Genomic DNA, 15,018 nt, shown 5'->3' on the forward strand with positions numbered 1-15,018 from the left:
TTCAAAGTCCTACGGTGCCGCCACAAGAGCGCTTACGCTGCCCCCATCCGGAGAAGGGGGCGAGATGTCAGGCGTATTGTAACCCGAGTCATCCGCGCGAGCAAAACCACCACAAAGGTGCCTGTCCCCTTTATGGTGGTTTTGGGTCTGAGGCGACGCTAGCGGCGGAGTCCCAGCAGGCCGCGGCCGCGATGACGGGCGTCGGCGGGCACTTGAGCGTGCGGGCCGGCGGCCTTGACGGACTCGGGCAGGTGCGAGTACTTCTTCTCGAAGTTCTCCTCAAACATCACCGCCAGGTTGTGCGCTGCCTCGTCGTAGCGAGCGGTGCTCTGCCAGTACTGGCGCGGCACCAGGATGCCATCGGGCACACCGTGGCACGTAGTGGGAATGTCAACGTTAAAAATATCGTCGTGCACAAACTCGCTGTCCTCGATGGTACCGTCGAGGGCGCGGGCCACCAGGGCGCGCGTGTAGGCAAGCTCGATGCGATGGCCCACGCCATAACCGCCGCCAATCCAGCCGGTGTTGACCAGATAGACGCGCGTGCGACCGTCGGCGATACGCTCACCGAGCATCTTGGCATAGACCATGGGGTCGAGCGGCATAAACGGCTCTCCGAACAGCGAGGAGAACGTGGGCGTGGGCTCGGTGACGCCGACCTCGGTGCCGGGGATCTTGGCCGTAAAGCCCGTCACAAAGTGATACATGGCGGCGTCGGCCGTCAGGCGCGAGATGGGCGGCAGCACGCCAAAGGCATCACATGTCAAAAACAGCACAACGCTCGGGGTGGTGCCCATGCCCTTGGTCCACGCGTTGGGAATGTGCTCGACGGGATAGGCCACGCGCGTATTGTGCGTGATCGAGATGTCATCATAGTTAGGCTTGCGATTCTCATCGAGCACCACGTTTTCGCAGATGGCGCCAAAGCGAACAGCGTTGAAGATCTCGGGCTCGTGGAACGCATCCAAGCCCTCGCACTTGGCGTAGCAGCCGCCCTCGACGTTAAAGATGCCCATGTCGGACCAGCCGTGCTCGTCGTCGCCGATCAGCAGGCGCGTGGGGTTGGCCGAAAGCGTGGTCTTACCCGTGCCGGAGAGGCCAAAGAACACCGCGGTCTCATGCGTGACGGGATCCATGCTGGCCGAGCAGTGCATGGGCAGCACGTCGTCCTCGACAGGCAGCAGGTAGTTCATAACGCTGAAGATGGACTTTTTGATTTCGCCGGAGTAACCGGTGCCGGCAACCAGAATCACGCGCTCCTGGAAGTTGATGACCACGGCAGCGCTGGAGTTGAGGCCCTTGATGGCGGGGTCGCACTGGTAGCCAGGTGCCGCGAGCACGCAAAAGTCCGGCTCGCCGGTGCGCGCAATTTCGCGGGCAAGCGGACGAGCGAGCATTTGCTTAATAAAGAGCGCCTGGCTGGCACGCTCGCAGGCGACGAGCAGGCGACGCGTGTGGTTGCGGTCGGCGCCCGCCATGCCGCGCGTGACAAACACGTCGCGCTCGTTGAGGTAGTCGACGATACCGGCCTTGATGGTCTCGTAGCTCTCAATCGAAAGCGGTCGGTTGACGGCGCCCCAGGCGATCTTGTCGTGAACATCGGGGGTGTCAACGATAAAACGATCGTTGGGTGAACGGCCGGTGCGCTCCCCCGTCTCGATCACCAGCGCGCCGTTGGATGCCATGCGGCCTTCTTCGCGGCGGATAGCGTACTCGACGAGCTCCGCGGCGGGTAGATCAACCAGCAGGCGGGGCTGATTATCGGCGGGATCTTCGACCAGCGTAATACCAAAGTTGGACAGAACTTCTGCAGGGGTAACACCAGGCATGGGGCCTCCTTTAAAAACGCGACACGCGGACGCAGCGCGCACTTTACTCACGTAAAGCCCGTTGTACCCGATATGCAAAAACGTTTTTGCGGCAACGGCGAAGCGCCCGCCCAACGGTCAAAAATCACAGGCAAGCGGCCTGGTCATTGGGGACGTTCTTAATCGACTAATCGTTGGGGACACTTATGGACCAGTCGTTGGGGACACTCTTAAACAGGCAACAACCAAGGAGTGTCCCTAGATGCCGGCACTTAGGGACGTTCCCAAAGTGCCGACTACAGCGGCAGGCCTTGGCCGAGCATGGCGATGACGCTCATGAGGATCAGCATGCCGGCGGCGTAGGGCAGCACTGCGCCCAGGAGCTCGGCGTCCTTACCGCGCACGTGCACGGCAGCGAGGCCAATCGCGAGCGTCTGCGGCGAGACCATCTTACCGGCGGCGACACCCAGGGCGTTCAACGCAACCATCCAGTAGTCGCTCACGCCCAGCGCCGAAGCGGCCTGGCTCTGAATGGGACCAAACAGCATGCCCGACGATGTGCCCGAACCGGTCACGAACGCACCGACGGCACCGATCCACGGGGCCAGAATCGGGTACAGACCACCGGCGACGGCAATGCAGAACGCACTGATCGAAGAGATCATGCCCGCATAGCCCATCACCTTGGCACAGCCCAGCACCGAAAGCATCGTGATTACCGTCGGCATCATCTGCTTCACAGTCGCGGCCAGCACCTCGCCCATCATGCGCGGCGAAGCCCCCTGAATGGCGCCGCCGATAAACGCGGCCAGGAAGATCCAAACACCCGGCGTGTTAATCCACGAAAACGTGAGCGTGCCGGGGTTCTCGCCGCAATACACCTGCACGTGACTCGCAAAGGGCGCAAGCGCGGCATGCACGGCGGGCACCAGGTTGGACGTACCCAACAGCAGTACAAAAATCAGGATGAAACACGACCAGGCAGAAAGCGCCGACTTAGCGGTGAGCTGCTCACCGGCCTCGATATTCATGTGAAAGCGCGCGTCCAGGTGACCGGACTTCTCGGCGCGCATGGCAAGCGCGGCGGTCAGCGCGAGCGACACGATGGAGCCCACGACCACGGCAAGCTCGGGGCCCACAAACATAGCGACGACCAGGGCAGCGCCGACAAAGGACGCGCCAGAGAGCAGCGCGATACCGGCCACGCCGTGCAGGCGCTCGCCTACGCTCGCAACATCGCCTTGATCGTCGGTCACGCGGCCCGCAACCAACACGATGAGCAGCGGCATCACCACAAAGAACGGTGCGAGCTGCACCAGCTGAACGGTCGCCAGGTGCAGGGAATCCAGACCCACCAGGTCGGCAACGGACACCGTGGGGATGCCGATGGAGCCGTAGGGCGTGGGCACGCCGTTGGCCAGCAGGCAGATCAGCACGGCAGGCACGGCCTCAAAACCAAGGCCCGCGAGCATGCCGGCGGGAATGGCGACAGCGGTACCAAAGCCAGCCATGCCCTCCATAAAGCCGCCGAAGCACCACGCCACGAGCAGCGCCAGCAGACGGCGATCGCTGCTGATGGAGGTGATCATGCTGCCGATCACGTCCATGGCGCCCGTGCGAACGCAGAGGTTATACGTAAAGACGGCGGCGATAATCACCAACACGATGGGCCACAGCGCCATCAAAAAGCCCTCGAGCGAGGCCGTGGCTATCTGCGCCACCGGCAAATGCCACCACGCAAAGGCGAGCACGCACGAAAGAACAAACGAACCAATCGCGGCTTTCCAGGCCGGCCATTTAAAGCACAGCAGCATCACGACAAGCCAGATGATAGGCACAAGAGCCAGCAAAAATGCGGCGACGTCCATGGGTAAAAGCTCCTTGGTACCGCGAGGGCGGCATCGGGGGTGTCATAAAACTTGAACAGGATAACGCACGCTTACCGACAATTTTCTGCCGCCTGCCGAAATATTGAACAATCCGTTCAAAAACACGAGCAAACACCGCCGCGTCTATACTAGAGCGCAGCAATAGAAAGGACTCCGCCTTGAGCATCACGCCCCTCGATAGCATCCGCCGCGCCATCGCCCGCCGCAACGGCGTCACCGACCCCACCGTATCGGGCGGGGCGCACGGGCAGGGCGGACGCATCGAGAACGGCCTGTTCCCCGCATCGCACACCGCCGAGGAGCTCGCACGAATCCAAGAGCTAAGCCAGCGTAACGCCGGCGGTCCCGACAGCAACCAGGCCACACGCCGTCGCCGCGAGCGCGATCGCCAGCCCGGCCCCATCCACCGCATGGTCAATGCCTGGTGGAACCGCCTGCTCGGAGCCGTCTACGGCGGCGGCTTCTCCACGCAAGAAGCCGAGTACGAAGATCATGCCACCCGTCGCGACTACCTTTGGAATACCCTGGGCACCGCCGTATGGGGCATGGCGTTTCCTCTGCTCACCATCGTGTCCACGCAGCTCGTGGGCGCCGAGGAAGCCGGCAAGTTCTCCATTGCGTTTGTCACCGGCACACTCATCATGATCGCGTGCAACTACGGCGTGCGCAATTTCCAGGTCTCGGACATCGACGAGAAGACGTCCTTTGCCTCTTACCAGCTCAATCGCTGGCTTTGCGGAGCGCTCGCCCTAGGCTGCGGCCTCATGTACAGCAGCGCCCGCGGCTACGATGCGCAGATGGCCACGATCGGCCTGGGCGTCTACCTGTATAAAGTGATCGACGGCGTGGCGGACGTGTACGAGGGCCGCCTACAGCAGGCCGATAAACTCTACCTGGCCGGCATGAGCCAAACGCTACGCTCCGCCGGCGTCATCGCGGTCTTTAGCGTGGCGCTGTTCCTTACGCGCAGCATGCCCATCGCGGCGATGGCCATGGGTGTCACAGCCATCGCCTCGCTCGTGCTGGTCACCGCGCCGCTCGCCCTGCTCGAGACCGAAAAATCACGCCGCGTGAGCCTGCGCGAGGTCGGCCACCTGTTTGTCCAGTGCGCTCCGCTCTTTGGCGCGCTCTTTTTGTTCAACCTTATCGAGAGCATGCCCAAGTTTGTTATGGAAGGCACGCTGGCCTACAAATACCAGCTGTACTTTAATGCCCTGTTCTTTCCGGCGCAGGCTATTTTGCTGAGCATCGGATTTGTCTATAAACCGCAGCTTTTGCGTCTGTCGAGCATTTGGGCGAACCCGCGCAAACGCCGCCGTTTTGACTTGATTATTATTGCCGTTATGGCGCTGATCGTGGCCATCACCGGCGTATGCGCCGCATTTATGGCCGGCCCCGGCATTCCCCTCATGAGCTTTATGTACGGCCTCAACTTTGAGCGCTACCGCACATTGGCGCTGCTGATGGTCGTCGCCGGCGGCGTAACCGCGGCCATCGATTTTATCTACGCCATCATCACAGTGCTGCGCCACGCTGGAGACGTCACCAAGATCTACCTGACCTGCTTTGCCGTGAGCGTAGTGCTCCCGGTGATCCTGATCAACCTGCTGGGCCTGATGGGTGCCGTCGTGAGCTACCTGGCTATCATGGCCCTACTGCTGGTGCTGTTGATTGTCGAATACGCCCACATTCGCCAACGCATAGAACGCGACCGCAACCCGTACGGCGCCTAATTAGCTGCCCCGGTCACCGGAATTTGCGATGGAATCTCCCCGACTGGGGTCTCGTTGCGAACAATATGCATCACGCAAAACTAAGTGAGTAGACTTTTACCGAATCCCCGACCACGCCAGCAAAGCACAAGTCTGTGACCTGCAGTTTTATTGAGGCAAATAAGTTGGGTGCTCGGCATTTCCAAAAAAGTCTACTCACTTAGCCAGCGGGCAGCCAAATGATTATTTAATCCCCGTCCCAGAAAAATCAATTAGCGGGCAGAAGGGCAAAAGTAGTCAAAAAGGCCCCGTCCCAAATTAGCTACCCTTTGCAGCGATTATTCGCCCGGGTTGATGTTCGCATAAAACTCCGCCCCGTCGTCCAGGCGCAGGATGCCCACGCGGCCGAACTCGGAACCGGTGGCCGCCGCACAGTCGATATCGATGCGATCGGGCACGCCGGCGGTATCCTCGCCACCCAAGCGCACCATCCGCCCGCGGCCCGACTCCTCATCGAGCCCTGCCAGGCCGCCAACCTCGCAATAACGCCCCAGCGACACCGTGGGCGTGTGGCCGCTCACCACGACCGGGCCCTTGCCCTCGGCAGAAAGCAGCCCCGTCGGGGCATCCCAGTAGCCGTGACGAATCCACAGCAAGTCATCGGACGACTGCACGGCGAGCATTTGCTGCAGCAGCTCGCTATCGGCATCGACCGCTCCCCTGCCGTCGCCGCAATCGACACCATGCTCAAGCAAAAACGCACGCGCCGCCTCGGTCTGAACGCCGGCGTGCACCAGCAGATACGGTCGCTCGGCAGTCTCGACCACCGCGTAGAGCGGCAGGGCGGCAGCCCAGCGCACCAGCCCCTCGTATGCCTCAAATTCCATTTCGTTGAGCTGCTGACGCGTGGTCCAACCGCCATTGATATCCCAGGTCTCGGCATCGAGCGGGTCCTGGCCAATGATCGCGTCGAGCATGATCTGCTCGTGGTTGCCCTTAAGCACGCGAGCGTTGGGCAGCGACCGTACCAAGTTAATGACGCCGACCGGATCGGGACCGCGGTCGATCATGTCGCCTAGCACGTACAGCGTGTCGTCGGACGTCAGCGAGATCTTGGAAAGGGCCTCGTCCAGCGCGCGCACGTGCCCGTGAGCATCAGATGTCACATAGATCGCCATGGAACGCCTTTCCCTGCATTACGGCCGAAGCCCGATGCCACGACTAAAACTTCAAGTTGAACTTAAACGTTACCCATTGTACTCCGTTGCAATAAAGCTGGAAAGTGCCACCGCTGCCAACGGTCACAAGCGGCCGCCCGCACGCCCCGAAAACACCGCGCCACCAGCACCAACGCCCCAACCAGCACCGCCCGCGCCCCCCCGCCTCGTGTCGATAATGCGAACGCCCGCGGCTCGGCCCCATAAACCCACCATCTTTGGGTACAAATAACCGCAGACAACTGACCGTGCCACGCCAACCACCCAGGAGCGGACACTACCCATGAACCAGATACTTCTCTTTATCGGCCTCGTCATCATTTTGTGTCTGACCATCAAACCCGTCGGCAAAAAGCTCCCCTTCCCTACCCTGCTCATCTTTATCGCGCTCGGCATGCTGCTGGGCGTCAACGGGCCGGCGCACATCGACTTTAGCGACTACGCGCTTACCGAAACCGTCTGCAGTACGGCGCTGCTGTTCATCATGTTCTACGGCGGCTTTAACACCAACATCGACCGCGCCAAGCCCGTCGCCGCGCCCGCGGTACTGCTGAGCACGCTCGGCGTTATCGCCACCGCCGGCATCACGGGCGCCTTTGCGCATTTTGCACTAGGCTTCGACTGGATCGGCGGCCTGCTGCTGGGCTCGGTCGTGGCGTCGACCGATGCGGCGAGCGTCTTTAGCGTGCTGCGCGAGCACAACCTTTCGCTAAAGGGCGCGACTGACTCGCTGCTCGAGGTCGAATCGGGCTCCAACGACCCCGTCGCCTACATGCTTACCGCGGTGCTCGCGACCCTCGCGGCGGGCGGCGACATCGACATTCCCGTGCTGTTGGCCAAGCAGATCACCCTGGGCGTGGGACTGGGCCTTGCCATCGGCTGGACATCCAGCCGCCTGATTGAACGCGCGCACGCAACGGCCGAGGGCGCGCAGACCATCTTTTTGTTCGCCGTGGCGATCGTCGCCTACGCATTGCCGAGCTATCTGGGCGGCAACGGCTTTTTGGCCGTGTACCTGGCCGGCATTGTGCTGGGCGCGAGCGACATCACCGGCAAGGTCGAGATGGCGCACTTTTTTGACACCCTCACCGAGATGGCCGAGATGACCATCTTCTTTTTGCTGGGCCTGCTCGTCACGCCCGCGCGCCTGCCGCAGATGCTGCTGCCGGGCCTGGCGCTCATGGCGTTTATGCTCTTTGCGAGCCGCCCCATCGCCGTCGGTCTGCTGCTGGTGCCCTTTAAGACGAACCCTCGCCAGGTTGCACTCGTAAGCTGGGCGGGCTTGCGCGGCGCGGCTTCGGTCGTCTTTAGCCTCTTTGCCGTGGTAGCCGGCGTTCCCGGCGGTCACGACCTGTTTGACCTGGTGTTTGTGATTGCCGTATCGAGCATTGTGGTGCAGGGCTCGCTGCTACCGGCGGTGGCAAAGAAGCTCGACATGATCGATGCAGAAGGCGACGTGCGCCGTACGTTTAACGATTACCGCGACGAGGACGGCATGTCGTTTGTCAAGCTCAAGGTGGGCGCGGGCCATCCGTTTGCCGGGCGCTCACTCGCGGACATCGGCAGCGTCACGGACATGCTCGTGGTCCTGGTACTGCGCGACGGCGCGCACCCGGTGCTGCCCAACGGCGATACCGTCATCGAGGAAGGCGACCTTCTGGTTATGGCCGCTCCAACGTTTGAGGAGCGTGCCGAGGTTACGCTGCGCGAGGTCACCGTGACGCCCCACGGCCGCTTAGCTGGACAGCGCCTGCGCGATGTACCGCAGGGCAAGCACCCCTTTATCGTGGTGATGCTCAAGCGCGACGGCCAAACGATCATCCCCGACGGCAACACCCTCATATATGCCGGCGACGAAGCCGTCATCGCCACGCTGGCGTCGTAGCCATCCCCACCCATAACTTGCGGTGAAATAGGGACTGAATAGGCCTTCTAGCAGCCTAAACAGTCCCTATTTCACCGCAAGTTATTGAGGGGATGGGGTTGAGGGGTGGCTATGGCTACCAGCCGTCGTCCGTATCATCGCCTGTGGCGAAGGCACGGAGGTCGAGGCCTTCGCGTTCGGCTCGGGCTAGGAGCTCTTGGGGCGACTCGTCCTCGATATCCATCACGTCGAGCATGGCGGCCGGAAAGCCCACGCCCGCCGCAGACCCCACGCGGTCGAGCAGGCTCTCGCGCAGCTGACCTACGTCAACTTCGATCTTCATGGTGAAACCTCCTACCGGCCAATCGCGACCGAACAAACCGCACACCCCAAATGATGTGCAATAAATACCAGATACGGCCATAATAAAACAATGAACATCAGGGAGGTTGCGGACGATGGATAAGCTCGATGCCATGACGAAACAAGTCAGGGACTTTTGTGATGCACGCGACTGGCGCAAATAGCACACGCCAAAAGAGCTTGCCATAGGCATGGCAACTGAGCCCTCCGAGCTCCTTCAGCTCTTTCGTTTTGTGAGCGACGAGCGCATTGCAGAAATGTTCGAAGACACCGAGCAACGCCAAGCTATCGAAGACGAAGTCGCCGACACGCTTCTTTTCCTTCTGCGTTTCTCAGATTTAAATGAAATCGACCTGCCAGCGGCGCTTTCGTCCAAGCTCAAGCGCAATGGCGAGCGCTACCCCGTCGATGCATCATCTAACGAATACAGAAAGGCGGACCATCATGAGTAATGAGTTCGCCCTTCGGCAATACACGCTTCCCCTACCCCAGCCCTTTGAGACAAGCGAATCGCTTCAGGACTTTGGCACGCCAAAGCCCGGGACCCATCATGACGAGAGCTGGCCCGTCCTTTACATTCTTACCAACAGCAAAAACAAGACGGCATACATCGGCCAAACAACCAATTACCAGCGCCGTATGAAACAACACGCTGCAAACGTGGACAAGGACTTCGACCGGACCCTTCTGATCGACAATCCCACCTTCAACCAATCCGCAACGTTCGAGTTCGAGAATCGACTTATTGAGCTGTTCTGTGCCGACGAAAAATACCAGGTCACCAATGCCAACAACGGCTATGCCCAATTCGATTATTTTGAGCGGCCTCAGTATCGCCAGAGGTTCCGAGACCTCTGGACAAAGCTTCGCGAAGAAAACTACGCGATTCATCCGATTGAAGAGCTCGAGAACTCCGATCTGTTCAAGTTCTCGCCTTTCAAGACGCTTACGCCCGACCAATACGAAACGATCGAGACGATTTTTAAACGTCTCGAACAGGAGCATGAAGACGTAAAACATGGCGGCTCAAAAAGAGAACGTATAACCGTCGTGAATGGCGCGCCGGGAACAGGTAAAACAATCCTCGCCATCAGTCTCATGTTCAAAATCAAAAATGAGCCCAACCTTTCCGGCCTGCGAGTCGGTTTTGTCACCCCCATGGATTCCCTGAAAAAGACCCTCAGGAAACTCACGCACTTCCTTCCAGGGTTAAAGCCTGGCGATATCTTGAGCCCCAGTGACGTAACCAAAAATGATCGTTATGACATCCTACTTGTCGATGAAGCACATCGACTGGGTAATTATCTAAGCATGGGCTCCGGCATCAAGGCCTTCTATAGCACTTGTGATCGTCTTGACCTTCCGCACACAAGCAACCAAGTTGACTGGATATTCAAATGCTGCGACAAGGCATATCTGTTTTATGACCCCAAGCAGCAAGTCAGGGCATCCGGCCTCAATCGAGACGGTCTTGAGCGGCGACTTAACCAACTCGAAGAAGAGGGCATTGAAACTGAAGAGTTCAGCCTAAGCACGCAAATGCGAGTACGCGGCGGCGATGAGTATCTCGACTTTGTATATGATCTACTCGATAACAAAGCGTATATGCATGCCGGCATGAAATTCAAGGATCTCTTTTCATCGGAGCCTTACGATTCGCGAGCCGGGGATCCGGACAGCGATATCCCCAGATACCAGTTTGGAATCGTCGACCGATTTGAGGATTTCTGTTCCCTGCAGCAAGCCAAGGAAGAAGAAGTTGGTCTATCCCGCATGACGGCAGGCTTTGCGTGGAAGTGGGAAACCAAGACCAATAAAGATACGTTCGATATCGTCATCGAGGGCATTCATAAACGCTGGAATTCAACTCAAAAGGATTGGGTCAACTCTGCCAACGCCGTCAATGAGGTTGGTTGCATTCACACAGTGCAGGGCTACGACCTCAATTACGGATTCGTAATTCTGGGTCCCGACATTTACTACAACACCGATAAAGGAGCTGTCTGCGTTAACAAGGCGAATTTCAAAGATGCCGTCGCAAAGAAAAAGGCAAGCGACGACGACCTACGAAAGATCATCGTCAACGCCTACTATGTCCTCATGACGCGTGGCATGCTGGGAACGTTTCTTTATGTATGCGACCCGGCACTCAAGGAGTATTTGTCACGGTATATCCCGGTGATATAGACCTAACGACCGCCCTCCCCCATGTAACCATCCTGTAAATCATAGCGGCGCACTCGAGTTTTACCGTGATACGGTCGCGCCTGGCGCTCCACTGTGCTAAAGTATCCCGAACGTTCAAACGACTACGAGGGGAACTAGAAGATGGCACGTGTGCACAACTTCTCAGCTGGCCCGGCCGCGCTGCCCACAAGCGTGCTCGCCGAGATCGCCGACGAGATGATGGACTACCGCGGTTGCGGCATGTCCGTGCTCGAGATGAGCCATCGATCTAGCATGTACCAGCAGATCATCGACGACGCCGAGGCAACCCTGCGCCGCCTGCTGAGCATCCCCGACAACTACCGTGTCCTGTTTTTGCAGGGCGGCGCCACGCTGCAGTTTGCGGGCATCCCCATGAACCTCATGCGCCGCGGCCGCGCCGGCTACGTCGTGACCGGCAACTTCGCCAACAAGGCGTACAAGGAGGCCGCCAAGTACGGCGAGGCCGTGCTGCTCGCGAGCTCCGAGGACACCAACTTCGACCGCATTCCCAACATGGCCAATATCAACGCGCGCATTGCCGCCGAGGCCGCGAGCGATGGGCTCGACTACGTCTACACCTGCCAGAACAACACCATCTTTGGCACCATGTACCACGAGCTACCCGCTTGCGGCGATGTGCCGCTGGTCGCCGATGTCTCGAGTTGCTTTCTGTCGCAGCCGCTCGACCTCGAGCGCTACGGGCTCATTTACGCCGGCGCGCAGAAAAACGCCGGCACCGCGGGCGTCACCGTGGTTATCGCGCGCGACGACCTGATCGCCGAAGGCCCCGCCTTTGCGCAAACGCCGCAGTACATGGACCTTAAGACCCAGGCCGCCAAAGGCTCCATGCTCAACACGCCCAACACCTTTGGCATCTACGTGTGCGGCAAGGTGTTCCATTGGGTGGAGGAGACCGGCGGACTTGCCGCCATGGCCGAGCGTAACTGGGCCAAGGCCAACCTGCTCTATGACCTGCTCGAGCACAGCGAGCTGTTCCATGGCACCGCGCAGGCCGACAGCCGCTCCATCGCCAACGTCACCTTCCGCACCGGCGACGCCGAGCTCGATACGGCCTTTGTCACAGGCGCGACCGAACACCAGATTCAAAACGTCAAGGGCCATCGCCTGGTGGGCGGCATGCGCGCCAGCGTCTACAACGCCGTCACCATGGAGGACGTGCAGGCGCTGGCCACGTACATGAAGGACTTCGAGGCGCAGCATAGTTTGAGTCCGCGATCTAACTAGCCCGCAACGCGCGGGCCGACCAGCCACTTCAAACCACCTGTTTAAACCAAACCTGCTAAGGAGTTTTCCATGCGCAAGATCAAAACCATCGACGACATCACCAAGGACGGCAAGGTCGAGTTTGGCGAGGGCTACGAGTTTGTGAGCACCGCCGAGGAGGCCGACGCTATCCTGATGCGCTCCACCGACCTGCACGGCTACGAGCTGCCCGAGGGCATCCGCGCCATCGCCCGCTGCGGCGCCGGCGTCAACAACATCCCCGTCGAGGAGTACGCCAAAAAGGGCGTCGTCGTCTTTAACTCCCCCGGTGCCAACAGTAACGCCGTCAAGGAGCTCGTCCTGGGCATGCTGGTGCTTTCGAGCCGAGGCGTGGTGCAGTCGATGAATTGGGTGCGCGACAACGCCGACGACCCCGAGATTCAGGTCGACGCCGAAAAGGCCAAGAAGGCCTTTGTGGGCCGCGAGCTCAAGGGCAAGCGCATCGGCGTTATCGGTCTGGGCAACGTGGGCTCCAAGGTCGCCAACGCCTGCGTCGACCTGGGCATGGACGTCTACGGCTACGATCCGTTCATTTCCGTCGAGCACGCATGGGTGCTGAGCCGCGAGGTGCAGCGCGTCGGCACGCTCGAGGACCTCTGCCGCGGCTGCGACTACCTCACCGTGCACGTGCCCAGCAAGGCCGACACCATCGGCATGATCAGCACCGAGCAGATTAACCTGCTGGCGCCCGACGCCGTGCTCATCAACTACGCGCGCGAAACCATCATTGACGAGGACGCCGTCGACGCTGCCCTGCGTGAGGGCAAGCTGAGCTGGTTTAGCTGCGACTTTGCCACGCCCAAGACCGTCAAGATGCCCAACACGTTTATCACCACGCACTCGGGCGCCGGCACTGGCGAGGCCGAGGCCAACTGCGCCGACATGGCCATCAGCGAGCTCAAGGATTACCTGGAGAACGGCAACATCGCGCACAGCGTCAACTACCCCGCCTGCAGCATGGGCAAGGCGCGCGCCGCAAGCCGCATTGCCTGCCTGCACGCCAACGTGCCCAACATGATCGGCCAAATCACGGCCATCCTGGCCAAGGACAATGCCAACGTGCGGCGTATGACCAACGAGTCCGCTGGCGAGAACGCCTACACCATGTTCGACACCGACGAGCACCTGGACAGCAGCACCATCGAGGCGCTCAAGCAAATTCCGTCGATGTATCGCGTGCGCGTGATCAAATAGCGCCGGCGCCAAGCCTGCCAGGCAGACCATGAAGCCCATTCGGCCCCCGTTTTCACGAAACGGGGGCCGATTTCGTTGCTCCGGCTGGTTTTGAAAATGCTACCCATAATAAGTTTTTTCGGATAATCGACAGTGAGGCCCTAGTCGCTAAGCACAACTGCTTTTACAAACAGCTTTATCAGGGGTTTTAGTAGGTAAAAATCGATCTCTATATGCCAAACTAAAGTTGACTGTCCATTTTCCGAAATAACTTGCTCTAGGTAGCACTTTTCAAGCCAATTCCAAGGAGCAATTGAAGGCTATTCGCAACTAAAACCCTAGCTTCCGCGACCGTTTTCCACCCGCGCGGCTACATTCCCGCCCAATCGATAAAAATCTCCTCACGAAGTCGCCGTTCGAGCTCTTGCTGCCGCGGCGTCTTGTCTTTCAGTGGCACATCGAGATAGGACATGATGAGTTCCGTCACCACGCGGAAGGCATCGGAGTCGACCAGCTGACCATAGGTCATCAGAACGACGGGATATCCCATCGTCTGCAGGGCCGTCGTTCGATCGGAGTCCGAGATCTTGGATTCTATGGATCCGTGAATGGCTTTACCCTGGCATTCAACCAGACACTCTCGGCTGCCATCCTTATTTGACAGCAAGATATCGGCGTAGCGCCTATCAAGCCCCGAAATCAGGCGGGCGCTGCGCGTCATGCGAATCTCGACGTTATTGGTAAGGCGCAGCCCTTCGCCGCCGCGCAGCCTCGAAAGGCCAAACAGCATCGAAGCTTGGACCTCAAGCGGCGATGCCACAACCCCCGTAATGCATTTCGCGGCACGTGTGAATGATTTAGCACCGCGGAGTCCCTGGATCTTATTGGCGAACTCCGTAAGGTCAGAGAGCTCGATCAAGGGAGGTCGTTTCCACAAGTCCGTTGGATTCCCCGAGGCATCCTTTACGTTTTCCCAGCCCGACCGTGCGTCACCCCACCGGCTCCCATATGCCTGCTCAAGCGCCAACTTTACTTGAGGTGCAATCTTGCACACGGCAAAGGTGCCGCACATCTCAAACATGCACATGATCAGACGCTCGTTTGAAACCGAGGAAGCCAGGGTCAGCAGGGTAAAGAGCGGGGACGCGACATCAAGGCCAAACTCCGTCTGCTGCACGGAGCCAAACGGCCTCTCCCCGTTCCAAACATGTCTGACAATGCGACCGCCCTTACGTCCGCAGCCGCCCTGCGCCAACACATGTAACGGAGTGCGCAGGAAATGCTTGACGAGTGGATGTTCACAAAGGCGCTCCCTGCGCGGATCGTCCGCAGAATCGGGCAGGTCCGGCATTATCGCCAAGACCTGTGGGGGTATCCGGTGATACCGAAAGGCAGATATGTCGCACAGCATGTCGTCCATGGAGAATACGTACCCACTGCGTCGTTTGTAAACCCGCCCGGACGGCAAACGCGATGGCTCGGCCTGCGAACGGTAAATGC

11 protein-coding genes are annotated in these 15,018 nt (G+C 59.6%); 6 read left to right on the top strand and 5 right to left on the bottom strand.

The genetic code is table 11. From position 1 onward, the window contains the following. Positions 1 to 158 precede the first annotated feature (158 nt). Both pckA and OGM60_06430 read right to left on the bottom strand, forming a co-directional pair. Complete coding sequence (pckA, locus tag OGM60_06425; GenBank protein ID UYI98528.1) at positions 159 to 1,829, bottom strand: phosphoenolpyruvate carboxykinase (ATP); 1,671 nt, start codon at positions 1,827 to 1,829, stop codon at positions 159 to 161. Between the two features lie 275 nt (positions 1,830 to 2,104). After that, positions 2,105 to 3,676 (bottom strand): L-lactate permease, encoded by a 1,572-nt coding sequence (locus OGM60_06430; GenBank protein ID UYI98529.1) that lies wholly within the window; start codon positions 3,674 to 3,676, stop codon positions 2,105 to 2,107. A 179-nt stretch (positions 3,677 to 3,855) separates the two neighbouring features. Between OGM60_06430 and OGM60_06435 the strand changes: the two genes are divergently transcribed. Then, positions 3,856 to 5,430, top strand: coding sequence for a lipopolysaccharide biosynthesis protein (locus OGM60_06435; GenBank protein UYI98530.1), 1,575 nt, complete (start codon positions 3,856 to 3,858; stop codon positions 5,428 to 5,430). A gap of 317 nt (positions 5,431 to 5,747) precedes the next feature. On the opposite strand, the gene OGM60_06440 is transcribed toward OGM60_06435, so the two are convergent. Further along, positions 5,748 to 6,587 carry a fructose-bisphosphatase class III gene (locus OGM60_06440; GenBank protein UYI98531.1) on the bottom strand — a complete coding sequence of 280 codons (840 nt, stop codon included), beginning with the start codon at positions 6,585 to 6,587 and terminating at the stop codon, positions 5,748 to 5,750. 322 nt (positions 6,588 to 6,909) lie between these two features. On the opposite strand from OGM60_06440, the gene OGM60_06445 reads away from it, so the two are divergent. Beyond that, on the top strand, positions 6,910 to 8,511 hold the full coding sequence (locus OGM60_06445) for a potassium/proton antiporter (protein UYI98532.1): 1,602 nt from the start codon (positions 6,910 to 6,912) through the stop codon (positions 8,509 to 8,511). A 115-nt stretch (positions 8,512 to 8,626) separates the two neighbouring features. On the opposite strand, the gene OGM60_06450 is transcribed toward OGM60_06445, so the two are convergent. Next, on the bottom strand, positions 8,627 to 8,833 hold the full coding sequence (locus OGM60_06450) for a hypothetical protein (GenBank protein ID UYI98533.1): 207 nt from the start codon (positions 8,831 to 8,833) through the stop codon (positions 8,627 to 8,629). Between the two features lie 211 nt (positions 8,834 to 9,044). On the opposite strand from OGM60_06450, the gene OGM60_06455 reads away from it, so the two are divergent. The 4 genes from OGM60_06455 (at position 9,045) to OGM60_06470 (ending at position 13,539) form a co-directional block, all read left to right on the top strand. Further along, positions 9,045 to 9,305: a hypothetical protein gene (locus OGM60_06455; GenBank protein UYI98534.1), complete on the top strand. Its 261-nt coding sequence runs from the start codon at positions 9,045 to 9,047 to the stop codon at positions 9,303 to 9,305. Next, complete coding sequence (locus tag OGM60_06460) at positions 9,298 to 11,040, top strand: DUF2075 domain-containing protein (GenBank protein UYI98535.1); 1,743 nt, start codon at positions 9,298 to 9,300, stop codon at positions 11,038 to 11,040. Before OGM60_06455 ends, OGM60_06460 begins: the two co-directional genes overlap by 8 nt. 141 nt (positions 11,041 to 11,181) lie before the next feature. Continuing rightward, entirely contained in the window at positions 11,182 to 12,306 is a 1,125-nt protein-coding gene (serC, locus tag OGM60_06465) for a 3-phosphoserine/phosphohydroxythreonine transaminase (GenBank protein UYI98536.1), read from the top strand. A 69-nt stretch (positions 12,307 to 12,375) separates the two neighbouring features. After that, entirely contained in the window at positions 12,376 to 13,539 is a 1,164-nt protein-coding gene (locus OGM60_06470) for a phosphoglycerate dehydrogenase (protein UYI98537.1), read from the top strand. A gap of 349 nt (positions 13,540 to 13,888) precedes the next feature. On the opposite strand, the gene OGM60_06475 is transcribed toward OGM60_06470, so the two are convergent. Beyond that, entirely contained in the window at positions 13,889 to 14,869 is a 981-nt protein-coding gene (locus OGM60_06475) for a hypothetical protein (protein UYI98538.1), read from the bottom strand. Positions 14,870 to 15,018: the final 149 nt, after the last annotated feature.

This window comes from Coriobacteriaceae bacterium (assembly GCA_025757745.1).
GTDB lineage: Bacteria > Actinomycetota > Coriobacteriia > Coriobacteriales > Coriobacteriaceae > Collinsella.